This window comes from Stenotrophomonas sp. YJH_SMC_120, from assembly GCF_059368675.1.
The window spans coordinates 1-20,358 of record NZ_JCAFRY010000011.1 but is presented as its reverse complement, the minus strand read 5'-3'; the positions used below and the strand labels follow the sequence as shown (position 1 = coordinate 20,358).

The following is a 20,358-nucleotide window of genomic DNA, read 5'->3' as shown; positions in this document are numbered from 1 at the left end:
ATGCTCTACCTGTCTTTGGCCGTGATCTGCAGCGTGCTGGTTTCGGTGTTGTTGAAGGTGGCCGGACGCCGCCAGCTGGATGTTTCGCAGATGGTCACCTGGAACTATCTGGTGGCGGCAACGCTCACCGCCGTGGTGCTGCAGCCGCCGCTGGATTCGCTGCGCGCGCCGCACGCGCCGTGGCTGTCATTGCTGGCGCTGGCGGTGGTGCTGCCCTCGATTTTCCTGGTGCTGGGCCGCGCGGTGGCGGTGGCCGGCATCGTCCGCAGCGACGTGGCGCAGCGGCTGTCGCTGCTGCTGTCATTGGCCGCCGCCTTCCTGTTCTTCGGCCAGACTGCCACGCCGTGGAAGCTGGCCGGGCTCGGCCTGGGCCTGCTGGCGATGGTGGCGATCAGCCTGCGCCCACGCGGGCCGGTGGTCGCGTCCTCGCCCGGCGGCTGGGGCTGGCTGCTGGGGGTATGGGCTGGGTTTGCGGTGGTGGACGTGCTGCTCAAGCAGGTGGCGCTGTCCGGCACGCCGTCGATGGCGGCGGTGCTGGCCAGCTTCAGCGTGGCCTTCGTGCTGATGCTGGCGCTGCAGCTGTGGCGGCATGCGCGTGGCCGCAGCCGGCTGGCCTGGCGCAACCTGGGCGCGGGCGCGCTGCTGGGCCTGCTCAATGGCGGCAACATTCTCTTCTATGTGCACGCGCACCAGTCGATGCCGGACAGCCCGGCCACCGTGTTCGCCGGCATGAACATCGGCGTGGTGGTGCTGGGCGCGCTGGTGGGCGTGTTCGCCTTCGGCGAGGCGACCACCCGGTGGAACCGCGCCGGCCTGGCGCTGGCGGTGCTGGCGATCGGGTTGATCGCCTGGGGGTGAGCGTTGGTTGCGGCGGGCCATTTCCGCGCCCGCGGTGGGATGTCACTTTTCTTTTCGCGCGAAAAGAAAAGTAACCAAAAGAAACGCGCCGCCAGCCGCGAGCCGGTGCTGTGCACCGGTTCCCTGCGCTTCTCGGTGAATCAGGGGACGGCGCCGAACTCGCTGCGCTCAAACATCGGCGCCTCTTCGCCCCTGATTCACCTGCGATGCTCGGCTCGCTTGAAGACGGAGTGGAAGATCAAAAGCAACGGCAGGATCCGTGCCGATCAAGGTCCCGCCCAGAGCAGGTCCCCGCCGAACCTTATCTGTCGAAACCCAACAACAGCGGGTCGTGGTCGGAGCTGCGCCACGGGCCCTGCACGTTGCGGCCCTGGTAGCCGCTGGCATCCTGCTCGTCGGCGTTGCTGTGCCACTCGGCGGCACCGCGCAGGCGCTTGGCCATGCCCGGGCTCAGCAGCGCGTGGTCGAGGCGGCCGGTATAGCCGTTGTAGACGTAGCTGTAGGGATGCTCGATCTTGGCGACCTTGAACGCGTCCTGCCAGCCCAGGTCATGCAGGGTGCGGATCGGGTCTTCCATCGCGTAGGCATTGAAATCGCCGAGCAGCACCGCGTCCTTTGCACCGGTACCGGTCGGGTCGGTCTGCAGCCAGGCGTGCAGCTGCTGCGCCGAGGTCACGCGGGTGGCGTTCCAGCAGCCCTGGTTGTCGTTTTGGTCGGCGTCGGCACCGGCGGCGTCGCGGCAGCCCTTTGACTTGAAGTGGTTGGCCACCACCACGAACGGCGCGCCCTGCTTGCCCTGGAAGGCCTGCGCCAGCGGCACGCGGCTGTGCTCGACGAAGGGGCCACCGGTCAGCGTGGCCGGCTTGCCCACCGGCTGCAGGCGCGCGCTGCGGTAGATGATGCCGACCCGGATCGGGTTGTCACCGGGGCCGTTGCCCGCGTCGACAAAGCGCCAGTCGCCCTGCGCGCCACGGTCGCGGTTGAGCGCATCGACCAGTTCGGCGATGGCCGACTGCGGGCCGTAGCCGTCGTTCTCCAGCTCCATCAGCGCGGCGACATCGGCGCCCAGCGCGTTGACCGTGGTGACCAGCTTGGCCATCTGCGCCTTGTGTTCCTGCAGCGTGCGTGCGCCGCGCAGGGTCGGGAAGCCACCGCCCTGGCCGTCGCCGTTGAAGAAGTTCTCCAGGTTGAAGGCCGCCACATGCAGGTTGCCCGGCACGGTCGGCACCGCCGGGCGCTTCAGCTCCGGCAGCTTCAGCGCGCCTTCGACCTGCAGGCGCGGATGGCCATGCGCATCCATGCGCACGATGCCCTGCACATCGCGCAGCTGCATGCCGGTGCGCAGCACCGGGTTGCCCGGCAGGTAAGCCACGCTGGCCGGGTCGCGGGCATCGCTGCCATCTTCCAGCACCAGGCGGCGGCGCTGGTTGTCGGCCATCACCTGCTCATAGCCGGCAGTGCCCGGCGTGGCCACTTCGGTCGGCTGCCAGAGGCGGCCATCGAAGGCCACGGTGAGCTGGCCGAAGCGCTCCAGGCCGTCGGTACCGGCCAGGGTCAGCGGTGCGGCGATGCGCACGCGCTGGCCATCCAGTGCACGCCAGTCGGCCGGCGCGGCGGTCAGCACCACGGTGGCGCTGCTGCGCGCAGCGGAGGGCGCCGCGGCCGGTGCGGCCTGCGGCTGGGCCTGGGCAAAGGCGCCGGCCGGCAGCAGCAGGGACAGGGCAAGGGCGAGGGAACGGCGGCGCATCGGCGGGCGACTCCATGGAAGAGGCGCACAGACTAACCTTGAAATGCGAAACCCCAGCGACGCGCGCGGTTTTGGCCTTGGCCGGCAAAGCCGCCGGTGGCAGACGGAGAACGACCGCGGCGATTGGGGCGACCGGCGGGTAGAGTCGACTGTTAATCGACTATCGCGCGCAGCGCGGGCTTTTTCGGTGGCGTTGGGAAGAGCAGTCGACCAACAGTCGACTCTACCCCCGTTCCGCGGTTCCGCCATCCCGTTCGGCGGTTCCATGTTCCGACGTTTCCGACGTTTCCGCCGTTTCGCGGTTTGGCCGTCCCGGCGCCTACTTCAGGTTGCCCAGCATCCAGTCCACGGTGGCGTGGATCTGTTCCTCGGTCAGCGCCGGGTTGCCACCCTTGGGCGGCATGATGCCGCCATCCGGGCCGGTGTAGCCCTCGATGGCGTGCTTGTAGAGGGTGTCCTTGCCCTGCGCGATGCGCTTGTCCCAGTGCGAATGGTCCAGCGTCGGCGCCATGCCCACGCCGGTGGTGTGGCAGGCCGTGCACAGGTTGTCGAAGATGACCTTGCCGTCCTTGGTGCCACCGTAGGCCACCTGCGAGGCGGCCTTGGCCAGCGCGGCGGCCTTGGCCGCTGCCTGCGCGGCGGCGCCGGTGCTGCCGGCATAGACCGCGCCGGTGGGCGAAATGCGCTGTTCGGTGCGCTTGGCCGCCGTCGGCGACACCTCGGGCGGAATCCGGGTGTGGATGTAGGCGGCAAGGAGGATGAGGCCGAGGGTGATGGTCGCCAGCAGCGCGATCACCATGGAGAAGCGTTTCAGGAACTCCAGATCGTAATTCCGCACTCTTCGTTACCCCTGGCTGATAGTCGTTGGACCACGGCTGAGCGACTGCGTGATGGACCGAGTATAGAACGCGCTTTGCGTGCGACAACAGGCGTCACTGCTGGTGCGGCGCAACATGCCGGCCCGGTAGTGCCGGCCGCTGGCCGGCATCGCCATCCCGCCGGATGGATCGTGCAGAAGCCGGCCAGCGGCCGGCTCTACCACGTTACCGGGCGCCGATTGCGCGCAGGCAGAAGCTGCAGATCGCATCCACCAGCGCGTCTTCGTCGCGGTGCGCTTCGCGGCTGGGTGCGGTCGGGCCGACCATCGCCTCGGTGAAGGCGCCGACCAGGCAGGCGGCGGCCACATGCGCGTCCTGCGCCGGCAGCTCACCGGCGGCCACGCCCTCCTCCACCAGCCGCAGGAACACGTCGCCGAAGGCGCGACGACCACGCATGCGCTCAGCCTCCACGTCCGGATCGACCGGTTCGACGATGAAGGCATGCGCCAGCCCCGGCCCGGCCAGGGCGCGGCGAACGAAGGCGGTGATCGCCAGCCGCAGGCGCTCGCTGGCCACCTCCGGACCACTGGCGATGCGCTCCATGATCGCGACCTCGTGGGCCACCGCGGCGTTGAGCACCTCCACGAACAGCTCGGCCTTGGACGGGAAATGGCGATAGATCAGGCCGGTGGATACCCCCGCCTGGGTCGCCACGGCGGTCACCGGGGCGTTGCGCCAGCCGCCGGTGGCGACCAGCTCACGGGTGGCCAGCAGGATCCGTTCACGGGCCCCGGCCAGGCGTTCTTCCATCAGTGCAGAGCGTTTGTAGGCCATGTTTTGATTCTGGTTTCAATTTTTGAATTTGTATTCACTTCTTATCCGAACCCCGCTACGCTGGGGTCCAATCGCCCGTGCGGGCAGCGGTCCTGCAGACCGCCGCCCGCTTTCCCGCCGGGTGCGTCCATTTCCTGCCATCCCGTCGTGGAGCCACCACAATGCACGTGCCATCCCTGAACTTCGACCTTGGCGAAGACATCGACCTGCTGCGCCAGAGCGTGGCCCATTTTGCCGCCGCCGAGGTCGCACCGCTGGCCGCCGAGGCCGATGCCAGCAACCAGTTCCCGCTGGCCCTGTGGCCGAAGCTGGGCGAACAGGGCCTGCTCGGCCTCACCGTGGAAGAAGCATACGGCGGCACCGGCATGGGCTACCTGGCCCACGTGGTGGCGATGGAAGAAATCTCGCGTGCCTCCGGCGGCATCGGCCTGTCCTATGGCGCGCACTCCAACCTGTGCGTGAACCAGCTGCGCAAGAACGGCAACGAAGAACAGAAGCAACGCTTCCTGCCCGGCCTGTGCGACGGCAGCCTGGTCGGCGCGCTGGCAATGAGCGAGCCGGGTGCCGGTTCGGACGTGGTGTCGATGAAGCTGCGCGCCGACAAGCGCGGCGACCGCTACGTGCTCAACGGCAACAAGATGTGGATCACCAACGGCCCGGATGCGGACGTGCTGGTGGTCTATGCCAAGACCGACATGGACGCCGGCGCCAAGGGCATCACCGCGTTCCTGGTCGAGAAGGGCATGAAGGGCTTCTCCACCGCGCAGAAGCTGGACAAGCTGGGCATGCGTTCCTCGCCCACCTGCGAGCTGGTGTTCCAGGACTGCGAAGTGCCGGAAGAAAACGTGCTGGGCCAGGTTGGCGGTGGCGTGCGCGTGCTGATGTCCGGCCTGGACTACGAGCGCGTGGTGCTGTCCGGCGGCCCGCTGGGCCTGATGGCCGCGGCGATGGACGTGGTGATGCCGTACGTGCACGAGCGCCACCAGTTCGGTGAGGCGATCGGCAGCTTCCAGCTGATCCAGGCCAAGATCGCCGACATGTACGTCGGCCTGGGCGCCTGCCGCGCCTATGTCTATGCCGTGGCGCGCGCCTGCGACCAGGGCCGCACCACCCGCCAGGACGCCGCCGGTGCCATCCTGTACGCCGCCGAGAAGGCGACCTGGCTGACCGGCCAGGCGATCCAGATCCTGGGCGGCAATGGCTACATCAACGAATACCCGACCGGCCGCTTGTGGCGCGACGCCAAGCTGTATGAAATCGGCGCCGGCACCTCGGAGATCCGCCGCATGCTGATCGGCCGCGAACTGTTCCAGCGCACCCTGTAAGGCCACCGCGATGACCGTCCTGAACAGCCAGCTGCAACCGGGCAGCGAAACGTTTGAAAGCAACCGCGCGGCCATGCAGGCCGTGGTCGACGATCTGCACGCCACCCTGGCGCGCACCGCGCTGGGTGGCAGCGAAGCCGCACGCGCCAAGCACACCGCACGCGGCAAGCTGCTGGTGCGCGACCGCATCGACGCCCTGCTCGACCCCGGCAGCGCCTTCCTCGAAATCGCGCCGCTGGCCGCGCATGGCATGTACGAAGACGCCGTGCCGGCCGCCGGCGTGGTGGCCGGCATCGGCCGGGTGAGCGGCGTGGAATGCGTGATCGTGGCCAACGATGCCACGGTCAAGGGCGGCACCTACTACCCGATGACGGTGAAGAAGCACCTGCGCGCGCAGGAGATTGCCGAACAGAACCACCTGCCGTGCATCTACCTGGTCGATTCCGGCGGCGCGTTCCTGCCGCTGCAGGACGAAGTCTTCCCCGACCGTGACCATTTCGGCCGCATCTTCTACAACCAGGCCAACCTGTCGGCGCAGGGCATTCCGCAGATCGCCTGCGTGATGGGCAGCTGCACCGCTGGTGGCGCCTACGTGCCGGCGATGAGCGACGAGACGGTGATCGTGCGCGAGCAGGGCACGATCTTCCTCGGCGGCCCGCCGCTGGTGAAGGCGGCCACCGGTGAAGTAGTGACCGCCGAGGAACTGGGCGGCGCCGACGTGCACACGCGCATATCCGGCGTGGCCGACCACATGGCTGACAACGATCTGCAGGCACTGGCACGGGTGCGTGCGATCATCGCGCAGCTGAACTGGCGCAAGCCGGAACCGGCGATGGCGGTGCAGGCCAGCGAAGAACCGCTGCTGCCGGCACACGAACTGTACGGTGTGATCCCGGCCGATACGCGCAAGCCCTACGACGTACGCGAGGTGATCGCGCGGCTGGTCGATGGCTCGCGCTTCGACGAATTCAAGCCGCGCTATGGCGCGACGCTGGTGACCGGCTTCGCCCATCTGAACGGCTACCCGATCGGCATCATCGCCAACAACGGCATCCTGTTCTCCGAGTCGGCGCTGAAGGGCGCGCACTTCATCGAGCTGTGCACCCAGCGCAACATTCCGCTGGTGTTCCTGCAGAACATCACCGGCTTCATGGTCGGCCGCAAGTACGAACAGGGCGGCATCGCCAAGGACGGCGCCAAGCTGGTGATGGCGGTGACCTGCGCCAGGGTTCCCAAGTTCACCGTGGTGATCGGCGGTTCGTTCGGCGCCGGCAACTACGGCATGTGCGGCCGCGCGTACTCGCCGAACTTCCTGTGGATGTGGCCGAACGCACGCATCGGCGTGATGGGCGGCGAGCAGGCCGCCAGCGTGCTGGCCACGGTCAAGCGCGATGGCATCGAGGCCAAGGGCGGCCAGTGGCCGGCTGCGGAGGAAGACGCGTTCAAGGCGCCGATCCGCGACCAGTTCGAGCAGCAGGGCCACCCGTACTACGCCAGCGCGCGCCTGTGGGACGACGGCGTGATCGATCCGGCCGACACCCGCCGGGTGCTGGCCCTGGCGCTATCGGCCAGCCTCAACGCCGCCCCGCAGCAGACGCGCTTCGGCGTGTTCCGCATGTAATCCATGCCATGACCGAGCACGCTCCCATGAAGCCCGTTGCCATGTTCACCAAAGTCCTGATCGCCAACCGTGGCGAAATCGCCTGTCGCGTCATCGCCACCTGCCGCCGCCTCGGCATCGCCACCGTGGCGGTGTATTCCGATGCCGACCGCAACGCGCGCCACGTGCGCCTGGCCGACGAAGCCATCCGCATTGGTCCGGCCGCCGCGCGTGAGAGCTATCTGCGCGGCGATGCGCTGCTCGACGCGGCACGCGCGACCGGCGCGCAGGCCATCCACCCCGGCTACGGCTTCCTGTCCGAGAATGCCGACTTCGCCGATGCCTGCACCGCCGCCGGCATCACCTTCATCGGGCCGCCGGCCAGCGCCATCCGCGCGATGGGCGACAAGAGCGCGGCCAAGGCGCTGATGGCCAAGGCCGGCGTACCGCTGACCCCGGGCTACCACGGCGATCAGCAGGCACCGGACTTCCTGCGCACGCAGGCCGACGCCATCGGCTACCCGGTACTGATCAAGGCCAGCGCCGGTGGCGGTGGCAAGGGCATGCGCAAGGTCGAGCGCAGCGAGGACTTCGTCGATGCGCTGGCCAGCTGCCAGCGCGAGGCGGCCTCGGCGTTCGGCAACGACCACGTTCTGGTCGAGAAGTATGTCGAGCGCCCGCGTCATATCGAGATCCAGGTATTCGGCGACAGCCACGGTGACGCGGTGTACCTGTTCGAGCGCGACTGCTCGGTGCAGCGCCGCCACCAGAAGGTGCTGGAAGAAGCGCCGGCCCCGGGCATGAGCGCGGAACGTCGTGCGGCGATGGGCAAGGCGGCGGTCGATGCCGCGCGCGCGGTGGGCTATGAAGGTGCGGGCACGGTGGAGTTCATCGCCGGCCCGGACGGCGATTTCTACTTCATGGAAATGAACACCCGCCTGCAGGTCGAGCACCCGGTCACCGAGTACATCACCGGTACCGACCTGGTGGAATGGCAGCTGCGCGTGGCCTCGGGCCAGCCGCTGCCGCTGCGCCAGGAGCAGCTGGCCATCCACGGCCACGCGATCGAAGCGCGCCTGTATGCCGAAGATGCCGACCGTGGCTTCCTGCCCTCCACCGGCACCCTGCGCCGCCTGCGCCTGCCAATCCCGTCGGCCCATGTGCGCGTGGATACCGGCGTGGAGGAAGGCGACAGCATCACTCCGTACTACGACCCGATGATTGCCAAGCTGATCGTCTGGGACGTGGACCGCGATGCCGCGCTGCGCCGCATGAGCCAGGCGCTGGCCGACTGCCAGGTGGTAGGCGTGACCACCAATGCCGGCTTCCTGCGCCGGCTGGTGAATACCGATTCGTTCGCGCACGCCAGGCTGGATACCGCGCTGATCGAACGCGAACAGGCGGCATTGAGTGCAGTGGGCGAAACGGATGATGCCCTGTGGCAGCTGGCCGCCGTGGCCGCGGTTGCTGGCACTGCCGGTGCCAGCACCGACGCGCGCGACCCGCATTCGCCATGGCAGGCCCAGGATGGCTGGCGCCTCGGCGCATCGGCACCGCGCGTGCTGCCGCTGCAGCAGGGCGAACGCAAGCACACGCTCAAAGTGTGGGCACAGGCCGATGGCTGGCGCGTGCAGCGCGATGACGCCGCGCCGGTTCAGGTGATCGGCACAGCCGATGCGCAGCATCTTACCGTGCAGCTGGGCGAACGCCGCTGGTCGCTGCAGCTGCTGCGCGACGGTGACCAGCTGTACCTGTTCGGCGCCGACGGCCAGCACCGCTTCACCCTGCACGATCCGGTGGGCGAATCGGACCACGCCGTGGCGGATGCCGGCAGCCTGCTGGCGCCGATGCCGGGCAGGATCGTCGCCACGCTGGTCGCCGCCGGTACCGAGGTCAAGCGCGGCACGCCGCTGGTGGTGCTGGAAGCGATGAAGATGGAGCACACCCTGCAGGCACCGGCGGATGGGACGGTGAAGGGCTATCGCGCCAAGGCCGGCGACCAGGTGGGTGATGGCGCGGTACTGGTGGACTTCGAAGCGGCGTGATGCAGCAGAGGCCGCGCGGGGTCAGCCCGCGCGGTCTTCAAGGTTCCAGATCGTGCCTGCAGGGTCCAGCTCGGTCGTGGTCATGGTCGCGGCGCGCCAGCCGAAGCCGCACACAGCGAGCACGCCATCGGTGACGGGATCCAAGGAAAGGGCACGCTCGATTGCTTTCTCGTTGATTGCCGCAGTGATGAACGCACCCAGGCCATCGTCGGTCGCGGCCAGATACAGTGTCTGGGACAGATGGCCCGCCTCAAGGGCGATGACGCGGTAGCTTTTCGCGTGCTGGCGATACTTCCAGAATGTACGGTCGAAGCGCGGCGCCAGGATCACCAGCACGTGCGCATCGGCAAACCAGTGCTGCTGGCCCACAACATCCATCACGAAGTCACGGTCCACCTCGCTGTCCGAGGCCACCGGCTCCAGCACATGGGTATCGCCGCGATAGTGGTACAGGCCCGCCGGCAGCCCTTCGACGTGCTGCACCACCAGATAGGCCTCGATGGGATGCAGCCCGCCACCGGAGGGCACGTTCTTCTTCATGAACACCAGGTCCTCGCCGACACGGTGTTCTCCGGTACTGCCGAAGGTCCGCTGCAACATCCGCGCCAGCATCGGCAGCGGCAGCGGTCGCTGCCAGTCGAAGTTGCGACAGGTTGCGCGACGGGCCAGCAGCGTGTCGAAGGCTGCCGGCTCGGCCCTGGGCAGCGCAATGGCGCCTTCGCTGCAACGTGACACCGTGGTCGCAGGCGGCGCTCCCAGTGTTTCACGCATCTGCACGGCCGTCTCGGTCCTGGACGCGCGCATGTTGCCGACGGCATCCACCCCATCCCAGCGCGAGAATGCGTGCAGCACGGCAGCAAGCGGGTGCCAGTAGGTCGAGCGCAATGCCTCGTCGGCAATCGACGCTGCATCCGTCGCGCTGCCCTGGACAAACACCAGCCCTGCCTGCTGCAGGGGCGACACCATGCCCGCCTCCTCGCTTTCCACCGCGACCTCCTGCCATGCGCTGGGGCTGAGCCGACCCAGCCAGGCCTGCTGCCTGGCATCCAGTTCGACCGGTTCGGGCAAGTGCGGCGCGAGCGCAAGCCAGGCCTGCCTGCGACGAAGCCCATCACCGCCCTGCATCAGGCCCTGCAGGTCGAACGTTACCGTTTCCCGCAGCTCCATCATCAGTACCGAACAGCGCCTGACCTGCATGTTCTTTCCTTTGGATATTCCTGCCACGTTATCGAGCGATACCGCGATTCCTTGATGGCAGCGCGGCGGTCACTCAAGAAGCGCTCCCCTGCGCCGACATCAAGGTTCCATATCGACGTTTCCGGACCCCACCATGCCCACCCTGCAGCTGGAACCTGCCGTCGCGCAGAATCTTGTGAACCTGCTCGCCACCGATGACGCATTCCGCGGCCGTTTCACCCAGTCGCCGGAGGCGGCGTTGCTGGAAGCCGGCCACGTTCCTGCAGATCCGGCCGAGCTGAGCCAGTTCGTCGCCATGTGCTGTGCCTCCATCGAGCTGGCGGACAAAGCCGTCATCGAGCAGGCACACGCGCAGATCGTCGCGATGCTGTCCAGTGGAACGGCCTACACCGTGCCAATGCTCGAGAACGGCAACACAGGTAATTCCCCGCGTACGCTCCGCTGAGAACCGCTCACCCTTCGGGCCTGGTCTCCGCTGCGGGCAAAGGCCGGGCAGCCTCGCGCACATCCAGCACGTTCATCGCCTGCAGGCAGTAACTGCATTCGATCTCTGCGTACGCAAGGCCGGGGTTGGTGGCCAGCCAACGCTTCTGGTCGAGCATCTGGGCATCCAAGCCCGCATCGCGGGCCGCCTTCATCGCCGCGACCCGCGATTGCACCCGCGAGCGAGCACCCAGATAGGGTTCGAGCAGCTGGAGTGCCTGCAGCGGTTTACCTGATGCGCGCAGCCTCTCCGCGCCCAGCACAGCATCGAATTCGCGGATGACGGCGCTTTCCGGCTTTCTCTGCAACGAAGCCCAGCGACGCTCGACCTGCCTGGCGTAGCGGGCGTCCCCCATGCGCAACCCTACAAGTGCCGCGGCCTGGGCGGTGACGATACGATCAACGGCATCGACCACGGGAACTGATTCGATGCCTTCGAATGTCCGGTGGATCGCCTCATCCAGCAGCGGTCCGACGCTTGAATGCTGGCCCGCCTGCAATCGCGCGACGGCCAGGGGAACATAGAAGTTGAAGCGGTCAACACCGGGCATGGCGTAGCTCCGCTGCATGCCGCGCTCGGCATTCCACAGCGCGGCCTGGATGTCACCCTTGTCCAGCTGGACGGAAATGCGGATGTTGTCGGCGTGATAGTCGCTGGCGTCGATCTTCTGCAACAAGCCCAGGGACCGTGCCAGGTCGCCTCGCGCCGCTGCAACGGTCGCCTGTCGCATCAGTGCTCCCTGCCAGCCGCTGGCCGCTGCAACGGAAAGCGCGCGGTCTGCTTCATCGAACCGCCCCATTGCCAGCAGGATGCGGCCGTACTGATCCTGGCCAACGCCCAATAGATCGACCTGGCTCATCGCAACGCGTTGCGCCAGCGGCAGTGCTTCGCTGAAACGGTTCTCGCAATAGAGGCTGATCGCAGCATTGTTCGCAGCCGGCAGATAGTCCGGATACAACTCGGCCATCTGCATCCATCCATCGGTTGCGCGGTCGGGGTCGCCCAGATGAAGGGTCCAGTTGCGCACGTAGAGCGCTTCACGTGTGGTCAGATGTCGGGACCATCGCTGTGCCTTCTTCAACACGCTGGCGGCACGGGAGAAATCCGCATCCGCGAAATGGCTGCGAGTCTGTCCCAGCCATGCCAGTGCGAATTCTGGATCGATTTCCGTGGCCTGCTGGTAAAACGCCAATGCTCCCTTGTAGTCACCGCGCACGTAGCGCTTCTGGCCCAAGGCAAACGCACGCAACGCATCCATGCTGCCCGTGGTCACCTCCGGCAGGGATTGGCTGTCGCGCTGGATCAATGCGGGCTCTTCGCCCAGGCGATCACGCAGCTGGCGCGAAACATCGTCCACCGCCGCCAGTACTGCACCGGCCTTCGCATCGGCGGATACCACGGCCAGGGTGCGCAGCGTCGACGGCTCGACCACCTCCACGCTGAAGCGGGTTCGGCCGCCGACATCGGTCGCCGATGGCACGAACACCAGGCGGGCGCCCGTGCGCACCGCCACAGCGGCGGCATCGCCACGTTCACGGACACCGCGATCCGGCGGTTTCCGCATCATCTCAAGGGTGCGGCCGACGCGGTCGTCACTGACGACGTTGACGTAGCGGGACTGCTCGAGACTGATCCGGAACGCCTGGTCCAGGGCGTCATCGAGCAGTCGATTGCCGGTGAGGTTATGCAGCCCGCCGAGCACCACCCAGTCGCGTTCGGCGAACGCGATGGCCGGCTGTGGCCGGGTCAGCAACCAGACACCAAGCACTGCGGCCAGCAGTACGGCGGCCTGCGCCGCCATCGCCAGCGGACGGCGCCACAACGGAAGATCACGCCGGGCCTTGGCCGTGTGCCGCAGCCGCCCCGGGGTGGGCATGCCCGCCGCCTGCACGCCGTAGACTTCGGCTGGCTGGCTCACGCCCTTGAAGCGCCATCGCCCGAACGATCGCCATTGCAGGCCTTCAGCCATCGCGCCCAGCGACCCACTGGAGCGACGCACGATGGATTCGGCCACCGCCGAAAGCAGGATCTGGCCCGGACGTGCCAACTGCATCAGGCGCGCCGCCGTCGGCTTGGCCAGGCCTTCGACTTCAATCGCCTTGGCGCCAGCCCGCACTGCCTCGGCGCTGTTCTCCCAGGTCAGCACATCGCCCACATGCAGACCAGCCCGCGCCTGAAGATGGATCTCGTGTCTCTGCCCCAGCGGTTGCAGCCCACGCTGGTAATCCAATGCGAAGCCAAGCGCGTCGATCGGGCGCTCGAACAGCATGAACAGCCCGTCGGAGCGATCGATCAGCTGGCCGTTCCAGCGCTGCTGCAGCGCCAGCACCAGCCGGTCGTGTTCCTGGAACAGTTCGGCGGCAGCGACATCGCCGATGCGTTCGACCAGCAGCAGCGAGTCACACAGGTCGGTGAACAGCAGGGCGCGCAGTTGCTGGTTGTGCGGCGCCGACGTTCCGTTGTCGCCATTCATCGCCTCTGTCTCCCGATCTAGGGTGAGTCCACTGCGTCTGCCCAACGCAGGCAGTTGCCACCATCACGCTTGGCCTGGTACAGCGCACGATCCGCGCTGGCGTACCACTCGCTCCAGCCCGCATCCGGGTCCAGCAGGCTGGCGCCGATGCTGACCAGGCTGACGTGCGGCGTGCCGTGGCTGCGCTCGAGCAGGCCGTGTACCGCGCTGAGGATGAACTCTGCCGCGTGCTGCACGATCTCGTGGTTGCCACGACGCAGGATCAGGCAGAACTCGTCACCGCCGAGCCGGCAGGCCAGGTCCTGCTCACCGGCCATCGAGCGCAGGATGTTGCCCATGCTCTGCAGCACGCGATCGCCGGCCTGGTGGCCATGGCGGTCATTGATCTGCTTGAAGCGGTCGCAGTCGATGAGCAGCAGCGCCTGCGGCAGCCCACTGCCATCGGCGCGGCATTCCTGCAGGTACAGGGTGAGGCCACGGCGGTTGTGCAGCCCGGTCAGTTCATCGGTACGCACCAGTTCACGGGTGTGGGTCAGCTGGTGGGTAGTGATGTACAGATTGTCCAGCGCGGTTTCCAGATCATGGTTGCGCCGGCGCAGCTGGCTGATCAGCGCCTGTTCGTTGGTCAGCACGCGCATGATCGTGCGGCGCAGGAAGTAGGCGACCAGGCCCGGATCGGATTCCACCAGACGATGGAAGTCGGCGGGCCCCAGCTCAAGCACCTCGCAGTCCACCAGAGCGCGCGCACTGGCGCTGCGCGGGTGATCACCCACCAGCAGGCCCAGCTCACCGAAGAACTCCTGCTGCCCGAGGGTCTTGATCACCAGGTCCTCGCCGAAGTCCAGTTCGATCTGGCCTTCCAGGATCACGTACATGCGCTCGCCACGGTGGCCACGCTGGAACAGCCACTGCCCGGCATGAAGCTTGCGTGGACGGGCAAATCTGGCGAACAATGCGACCTCGGCATCGGACAGCAGCGCATGCACGATCTCGGCCATCGCCACCCGGGCGATACCTGACGTCACATCACTGTTCTCGGCCGCACCCCTGCCGGTCATTCCCTGCACCCGCCGCCAGCGTCCCCTGGTGAGCCGCGGAGCATAGCACCGCTTTTAAATGTGCGCCCTATCTCATTTTGAGCCGTGTGGTCCGCTTTCCCGATGTGAAGGCGCACGGTGGCCGTTCTGCCCGCCACGGTCCAGGGAAAAGTCGTTCCGGATCAATCTGATGGCCACCTTCACAGGGTTTCGGCCAAGTTGCCGGACTGTGGGGTGCGCTGGATTGACGCTGCATGCGTTCATCGCGTTTCCATCGATACAACAACGCCGGCAAGTCCCCCGACCGGCCGGCGTTGCCTGGCCCTTCCCTGGCCACCCTGATCGGATTCGCGACCCCGGTAGAGCCGGCCGCTGGCCGGCTTCTCCGTAGTGCCCGAAGGAGCACGTGGGTGCCGGCCAGCGGCCGGCACTACCGCATCACGCAGCGCGTTCGCTGCGCCCGCCGTGGAACTGTTCTTCTTCGGTCGAGCCGGTCAACGCGGTGGTCGACGACTGGCCCTGCTGGATCGCCTGGGTCACGGCATCGAAGTAGCCGGTGCCAACCTCGCGCTGGTGCTTGACCGCGGTGAAGCCACGCTCGGCGGCTTCGAACTCGGCTTCCTGCAGTTCCACGAACGCGCTCATCTGGCGGCGTGCGTAGCCGTGGGCCAGATTGAACATGCCGTAGTTCAGCGCGTGGAAGCCGGCCAGGGTGATGAACTGGAACTTGTAGCCATAGCTGCCCAGCTCACGCTGGAACTTGGCGATGGTGGCGTCGTCCAGGTTCTTCTTCCAGTTGAAGCTGGGCGAGCAGTTGTAGGCCAGCAGCTTGCCCGGGAACTTCGCATGGATCGCCTCGGCGAACCTGCGTGCGAATTCCAGGTCCGGCTTGCCGGTCTCGCACCACACCAGGTCGGCGTAGGGCGCGTAGGCCAGGCCACGGCTGATCGCCTGGTCCAGGCCATTGCGGGTCTTGTAGAAGCCCTCGACGGTGCGCTCGCCAGTGGTGAACGGGCGGTCGTTGCCGTCGATGTCACTGGTCAGCAGATCCGCGGCCTCGGCATCGGTGCGCGCGACCAGCAGGGTCGGCACGCCCAGCACGTCGGCGGCCAGGCGTGCGGCGTTGAGCTTCTCGATGGCCTCGCGGGTCGGCACCAGCACCTTGCCGCCCATGTGGCCGCACTTCTTCACCGACGCCAGCTGGTCTTCGAAATGCACGCCGGCGGCGCCGGCCTCGATCATCGCCTTCATCAGTTCGAAGGCGTTGAGTACGCCGCCGAAACCGGCTTCTGCGTCGGCCACGATGGGCTGCAGGAAGTCGATGTCATCCTTGCCTTCGGCGTGGTGCAGCTGATCGGCACGCAGCAGCGTGTTGTTGATGCGCTTGACCACCGCCGGCACCGAATCGGCCGGGTACAGCGACTGGTCCGGATACATCTGGCCGGCCAGGTTGGCGTCGGCCGCCACCTGCCAGCCGGACAGGTAGATCGCCTTCAGCCCGGCCTTGACCTGCTGCATGGCCTGGTTGCCGGTCAGTGCACCCAACGCGTTGACGAACTCGCGCTCATGCAGCGATGCCCACAGCTTCTCCGCACCCAGGCGGGCCAGCGAATGCTCGATGTGGACGGTGCCGCGCAGGCGGACCACGTCGGCGGCGCTGTAGTTACGCTGGATGCCTTCCCAACGCGGGTTGGTATCCCAGTCGTGCTGGATCTGTTCGGCAGTGGGCAGCTTGCTCATGTCTTTCTCCAGTTCGGTTCGTGCGTGCAACGGGGAGGGAAACGCCGGGTTTGCGGGCAGTCAGTCAGTCGATGCGCGCGTAGGCCGGCAGGGTCAGGAAATCGGTCAGTTCGTCGCTGCGGCTCAGTTCGCCGAGCAGGGCGATGGCCTCGCCGATGCGTGCGCCACCGGGCAGCGCGGCGGTATCGCCCAGCCGTGCCGGCAGCTGCGAGAGGGTGGAATCCAGCAGCGCGAGGTCGATCGCGGTGCCGTCGTCCAGCTGCTGGCCCGGCGTGTGCAGCCACTGCCACAGCTGGCTGCGACTGATCTCGGCGGTGGCCGCATCCTCCATCAGGTGGTGGATCGGCACGCAGCCGTTGCCATCCAGCCAAGCGGCCAGGTAGCGCACGCAGACTTCCACGTTGCCTTCGAAACCGGCGCGGGTGATGGTGCCCGGCGGCCGTGCGATCAGTTCGTCGCGGCCGACGCGCACGTCTTGGCGCAGCACGCTGTGCTGGTTCGCACCGGGCATGTGTTCGTCGAAGATCGCCATCGCCACCGGAATCAGCGCCGGGTGTGCAACCCAGGTGCCGTCATGGCCGGCGGTGACTTCGCGCAGCTTGTCGGCGCGCACACGGGCCATCGCCTGTTCGTTGGCGGCGGCATCGTTGTTGATCGGAATCTGCGCGGCCATGCCGCCCATCGCATGCGCACCGCGGCGGTGGCAGGTCTGGATCAGCAGCTCCGAATACGCTTTCAGGAACGGCTGGGTCATGGTCACCTGGCCGCGTTCGGGCAGCACGCGGTCGGCGTGGCGGCGGAAGGTCTTCAGGTACGAGAAGATGTAGTCCCAGCGCCCGCAGTTCAGGCCGACGATGCGGTCACGCAGCGCGTGCAGGATCTCGTCCATCTCGAACACCGCCGGCAGCGTTTCGATCAGCACCGTCACCTTGATCTGGCCATGCGGCAGGCCGAGCATGCCTTCGATGTGCGACAGCGCGGTCTCCCACAGCGCCGCCTCTTCCATGCTCTGCAGCTTGGGCAGGTAGAAGTACGGGCCGCGGTCCTTCGCCTGCAGGGTGCGGGCGTTGTGGAAGGCGAACACCGCCGCGTCGAACAGGCCACCGGCCAGCGGCTGGCCGTCGATGGCCACGTGCTTTTCGTCCAGGTGCCAGCCGCGCGGGCGCACGATCAGCACCGCCTGCTCGTCGTACGGGCGCAGGCTGTAGTGCTTGCCATTTGCAGCGGTGAATTGCAGGTCACCGCGCACCGCCGCCGCCAGCGACTGCTGGCCGGCCAGCAGGTTGCGCCAGGTCGGCGAGGTCGAATCCTCGAAGTCGGCCATGAACACCTTGGCGCCGGAGTTCAGCGCGTTGATGACCATCTTCGGGTCGGTCGGGCCGGTGATCTCGACGCGGCGGTCCTGCAGCGCGGCCGGCAGCGGGGCAACGCGCCAGTCGCCGTTGCGGATCGCGGTGGTGTCTTCCCGGAAGTCCGGCAGGCCGCCCTGGTCGAAGAACGCCTGGCGCTCGCGGCGGGCCTGCAGCCGTGCCTGCCGGCCCGGTTCCACCGCGCGGTGCAGCGACACCAGCAGGGCCAGCAACGGCGCCGGCAGCAGGGTGTCCTGGCCGGCCACGCGGGTCGCCAGGGCGATACCGGGGGTGGCCTTGCTGGCAGGGGTGGGAACAGCGGAAGCGACGGCGGACATGGGGCGACTCCAGCGGTGGGGGAACGACTCCACGGTGCCGCTGGGCCCGAGTATTTGGCAAAACAGTTTTTGCAATGTTCTACATAAGTTATGCTAATACTCGTGACACGATGAGCACACGCACCCCGCCAAGTCCGCGTTTTTCCTACAAATCCGACCGGCTGAAGCCGCTGCGCGCGTTCTGCCAGACCGTGCGCCTGGGTTCGGTCTCACGGGCGGCTGAGGCACTTTTCGTCAGCCAGCCGGCGATCAGCCTTCAGTTGCAGGCGCTGGAACGGGAGCTGGGGGTGCCGCTGTTCGAGCGCAGCGGGCGGCGCCTGGTGCCCAGCCGCGAGGGCCAGCTGCTGTATGAAATGGCGCAGCCACTGGTGGAAAACCTGGACGGGCTGGAGGCGCGCTTCCGCGACAAGGTGCGCGGACTGGATGCGGGCGAACTGAACATCGCCGCCAACAGTTCCACCATCCTCTACCTGCTGCCGAAGATCGTCGAACGCTTCCGCCTGCATCACCCGGACGTGCGCCTGACCCTGCACAACGCGATCAGCGCCGACGGCACCGACCTGCTGCGCGAGGATGCCGCCGACCTGGCGATCGGTTCGATGACCGATGTGCCGGCCGACCTGAGCTACGCCCCGGCCTATCGCTTCGAGCAGGTGCTGATCGCACCGCACGATCATCCGCTGGCCAGTGGCGGCGAGCTGGAGCTGGCCGACATCGCGCGCTATCCGCTGGTACTGCCGCCGAAGCGGCAGATCACCTATCGCCTGGTGGACCAGGTGTTCCAGCGCCACCGCATCGCCTACACCGTGGCACTGGAGGTCGGCGGCTGGGAGGTGATCAAGCAGTACGTGGCGATGGGCATGGGCATTTCGATCGTGCCGGCGCTGTGCCTGAACGAGGCCGACCGCGAGCGGTTGGCGGCGCGGTCGATGAAGCGCTGGTTCCCGGAACGCAGTTACGGGGTGATCGTGCGCCGGGGCAAGGCGCTGTCGGCGCAGGCGCGGGCGTTCATCGAGCTGATCCAGCCGGAGTTGTTCAGCCCACGCGATTACGACCAGAGCGGGCATTCGGAGCGGTGAGGGTGTTCGGCAGGGCTGCGCCCTGCACCTGCAGAGGCCAGAGCAACAGCCGAAGCAACAGCGACAGCGAGCTATCCGTGTGATGGCGGGGTGGGTCCGGTGGCGGGGGACGCCGTAAACCCGTCCTTGGGGGCTTGGCCGCGGCATCCATGCCGCGGACACCCCCGCCACCGGACCCACCCCGCCTTCGACAGATCTCCGTGGTCTGTCGGAACGCCATGGACTGCTGTTGGTGGGTGTCGACCTTGGTCGACACGGTAGATCCACGCCATGCGTGGATGACGTACGAATGATCTGGCTCCATTTGTGGCTGGCGATGCATAGACTGGCCGCATGTCCATCGAACTCCGCCACCTGCGTTACTTCCTCGCTGTTGCCGATACGCTGCACTTCGGCCAGGCGGCGGAGCGGCTGGGCATGTCGCAGCCGCCGCTCAGCCAGCAGATCCGCCAGCTGGAGGACCTGATCGGTGCGCGCCTGTTCGTGCGCAGCCATCGTCGTGTGCAGCTGACGCCTGCGGGCGAGCTGCTGCAGGAACGTGCACGCGCCATCGTGCAGCAGGTGGAGACGGCGGTGGACGAGGTACAGCGCGCGCAGCGCGGTGAGCAGGGTGAACTGCATATCGGCCTGACCCGCGCCACGCCGCTGTCGCCGCAGATTCCGCGTTCGATCCTGCATTACCGCCAGCAGTATCCGCAGGTGCGGCTGCAGCTGAGCGAGATGAACACCCTGCAGCAGATCGACGCGCTGCTCGACGGGTCACTGGATGTGGGCATCATCCGCAAGCGCGCGTTGCCACCGGAACTGGTGGCGCACAGCCTGTTCGTCGATCCACTGGCGTTGATCGTGCATGCCGGGCACCCGGCCCTGCACCGGCTTTCGAAGCAGGGCACGCTGTCGCTGCGCGACTTCGCGCAGGAACCGTTCGTGGCATTCCGGCGCAGCGCGGGCGCGGGCATCCACGACCACATGATCGCGTTGTGCGCGGCTGCCGGATTCACGCCGCGCATCGTGCAGGAGGCGGGTGAAGCCTCGACGCTGATCAGCCTGGCCGCCGCAGGCCTGGGCGCCGCGATCCTGCCGTCTTCGTGCGATCACATCCGGGTGGAAGGATCGCGCTTCGTGGCGCTGGCCGATACCGGTGCCCATTCGGAAGTGCAGCTGGCGTGGCATCGCGAACGGGTAACCCCGTTGATCCGCAATTTCGCCACGCTGCTGCGCGGGGCATTCGCCGGTAGAGTCGACTGTTAGTCGACTATCGCGCGCAGCGCGGGGTTTTCGCGATCTGATGGAAGAGCAGTCGACTAACTGTGTAAACCCACCACGTTGTTCAGCGGGATTCTGGAAATAGGCGGTTGGCTGCCGATCCCCATGTGGGGTCGGTGCCAGTTGTAGTAATGCAGCCATTCAGGCAGCACGGCATCACGTTGCTCT

Annotated in this window: 16 protein-coding genes; 7 read left to right on the top strand and 9 right to left on the bottom strand. The window is 67.2% G+C overall.

Annotated elements, in window-relative coordinates; translation table 11 throughout:
• Positions 1-858, top strand: a complete 858-nt coding sequence (locus tag AC5P60_RS13705; RefSeq protein ID WP_049403806.1) for an EamA family transporter — start codon at positions 1-3, stop codon at positions 856-858.
• Between the two features lie 301 nt (positions 859-1,159).
• On the opposite strand, the gene AC5P60_RS13700 is transcribed toward AC5P60_RS13705, so the two are convergent.
• The 3 genes from AC5P60_RS13700 to AC5P60_RS13690 all read right to left on the bottom strand — a co-directional run bounded on the left by AC5P60_RS13700 (position 1,160) and on the right by AC5P60_RS13690 (position 4,257).
• Positions 1,160-2,605, bottom strand: coding sequence for an ExeM/NucH family extracellular endonuclease (locus AC5P60_RS13700; protein WP_483693727.1), 1,446 nt, complete (start codon positions 2,603-2,605; stop codon positions 1,160-1,162).
• Between the two features lie 319 nt (positions 2,606-2,924).
• The gene (locus AC5P60_RS13695; protein WP_005407662.1) at positions 2,925-3,443 is read right to left on the bottom strand and encodes a c-type cytochrome; all 519 of its coding nucleotides are present in this window, start codon (positions 3,441-3,443) and stop codon (positions 2,925-2,927) included.
• Between the two features lie 205 nt (positions 3,444-3,648).
• The gene (locus tag AC5P60_RS13690) at positions 3,649-4,257 is read right to left on the bottom strand and encodes a TetR/AcrR family transcriptional regulator (RefSeq protein WP_005407661.1); all 609 of its coding nucleotides are present in this window, start codon (positions 4,255-4,257) and stop codon (positions 3,649-3,651) included.
• Positions 4,258-4,418: 161 nt separating this feature from the next.
• Here AC5P60_RS13690 and AC5P60_RS13685 point away from each other — a divergent pair, with 161 nt between their 5' ends.
• From AC5P60_RS13685 to AC5P60_RS13675, 3 genes are read left to right on the top strand one after another with little or no spacing between them, the layout of a single operon-like run.
• On the top strand, positions 4,419-5,582 hold the full coding sequence (locus AC5P60_RS13685) for an isovaleryl-CoA dehydrogenase (protein WP_005407660.1): 1,164 nt from the start codon (positions 4,419-4,421) through the stop codon (positions 5,580-5,582).
• Positions 5,583-5,592: 10 nt separating this feature from the next.
• A complete protein-coding gene (locus tag AC5P60_RS13680) occupies positions 5,593-7,203 on the top strand; it encodes a carboxyl transferase domain-containing protein (RefSeq protein WP_483693728.1) in 1,611 nt (536 codons plus the stop codon).
• A gap of 8 nt (positions 7,204-7,211) precedes the next feature.
• Positions 7,212-9,227 (top strand): acetyl-CoA carboxylase biotin carboxylase subunit, encoded by a 2,016-nt coding sequence (locus AC5P60_RS13675; protein WP_370487256.1) that lies wholly within the window; start codon positions 7,212-7,214, stop codon positions 9,225-9,227.
• A gap of 21 nt (positions 9,228-9,248) precedes the next feature.
• On the opposite strand, the gene AC5P60_RS13670 is transcribed toward AC5P60_RS13675, so the two are convergent.
• Complete coding sequence (locus AC5P60_RS13670) at positions 9,249-10,424, bottom strand: putative peptide maturation dehydrogenase (RefSeq protein ID WP_483693729.1); 1,176 nt, start codon at positions 10,422-10,424, stop codon at positions 9,249-9,251.
• Positions 10,425-10,557: 133 nt separating this feature from the next.
• On the opposite strand from AC5P60_RS13670, the gene AC5P60_RS13665 reads away from it, so the two are divergent.
• A complete protein-coding gene (locus AC5P60_RS13665) occupies positions 10,558-10,869 on the top strand; it encodes an NHLP-related RiPP peptide (RefSeq protein ID WP_049452942.1) in 312 nt (103 codons plus the stop codon).
• 7 nt (positions 10,870-10,876) lie between these two features.
• Here the strand turns inward: AC5P60_RS13665 and AC5P60_RS13660 are convergent, their stop codons facing one another.
• The 4 genes from AC5P60_RS13660 to aceB form a co-directional block, all read right to left on the bottom strand.
• Positions 10,877-13,381: a putative peptide modification system cyclase gene (locus tag AC5P60_RS13660; protein ID WP_483693730.1), complete on the bottom strand. Its 2,505-nt coding sequence runs from the start codon at positions 13,379-13,381 to the stop codon at positions 10,877-10,879.
• A 17-nt stretch (positions 13,382-13,398) separates the two neighbouring features.
• On the bottom strand, positions 13,399-14,439 hold the full coding sequence (locus AC5P60_RS13655) for a GGDEF domain-containing protein (protein WP_024956231.1): 1,041 nt from the start codon (positions 14,437-14,439) through the stop codon (positions 13,399-13,401).
• Positions 14,440-14,856: 417 nt separating this feature from the next.
• Complete coding sequence (gene aceA, locus AC5P60_RS13650) at positions 14,857-16,158, bottom strand: isocitrate lyase (protein ID WP_005407653.1); 1,302 nt, start codon at positions 16,156-16,158, stop codon at positions 14,857-14,859.
• Positions 16,159-16,222: 64 nt separating this feature from the next.
• The gene (aceB, locus tag AC5P60_RS13645) at positions 16,223-17,845 is read right to left on the bottom strand and encodes a malate synthase A (RefSeq protein WP_033833256.1); all 1,623 of its coding nucleotides are present in this window, start codon (positions 17,843-17,845) and stop codon (positions 16,223-16,225) included.
• A 110-nt stretch (positions 17,846-17,955) separates the two neighbouring features.
• Between aceB and AC5P60_RS13640 the strand changes: the two genes are divergently transcribed.
• Both AC5P60_RS13640 and AC5P60_RS13635 read left to right on the top strand, forming a co-directional pair.
• Positions 17,956-18,924: a LysR family transcriptional regulator gene (locus AC5P60_RS13640; RefSeq protein WP_005407651.1), complete on the top strand. Its 969-nt coding sequence runs from the start codon at positions 17,956-17,958 to the stop codon at positions 18,922-18,924.
• A gap of 333 nt (positions 18,925-19,257) precedes the next feature.
• Complete coding sequence (locus tag AC5P60_RS13635; protein ID WP_483693732.1) at positions 19,258-20,175, top strand: LysR family transcriptional regulator; 918 nt, start codon at positions 19,258-19,260, stop codon at positions 20,173-20,175.
• A 53-nt stretch (positions 20,176-20,228) separates the two neighbouring features.
• Here the strand turns inward: AC5P60_RS13635 and AC5P60_RS13630 are convergent.
• Positions 20,229-20,358: integrase core domain-containing protein (locus AC5P60_RS13630; RefSeq protein WP_197631242.1), on the bottom strand; the 130-nt coding region annotated here is incomplete at its 5' end.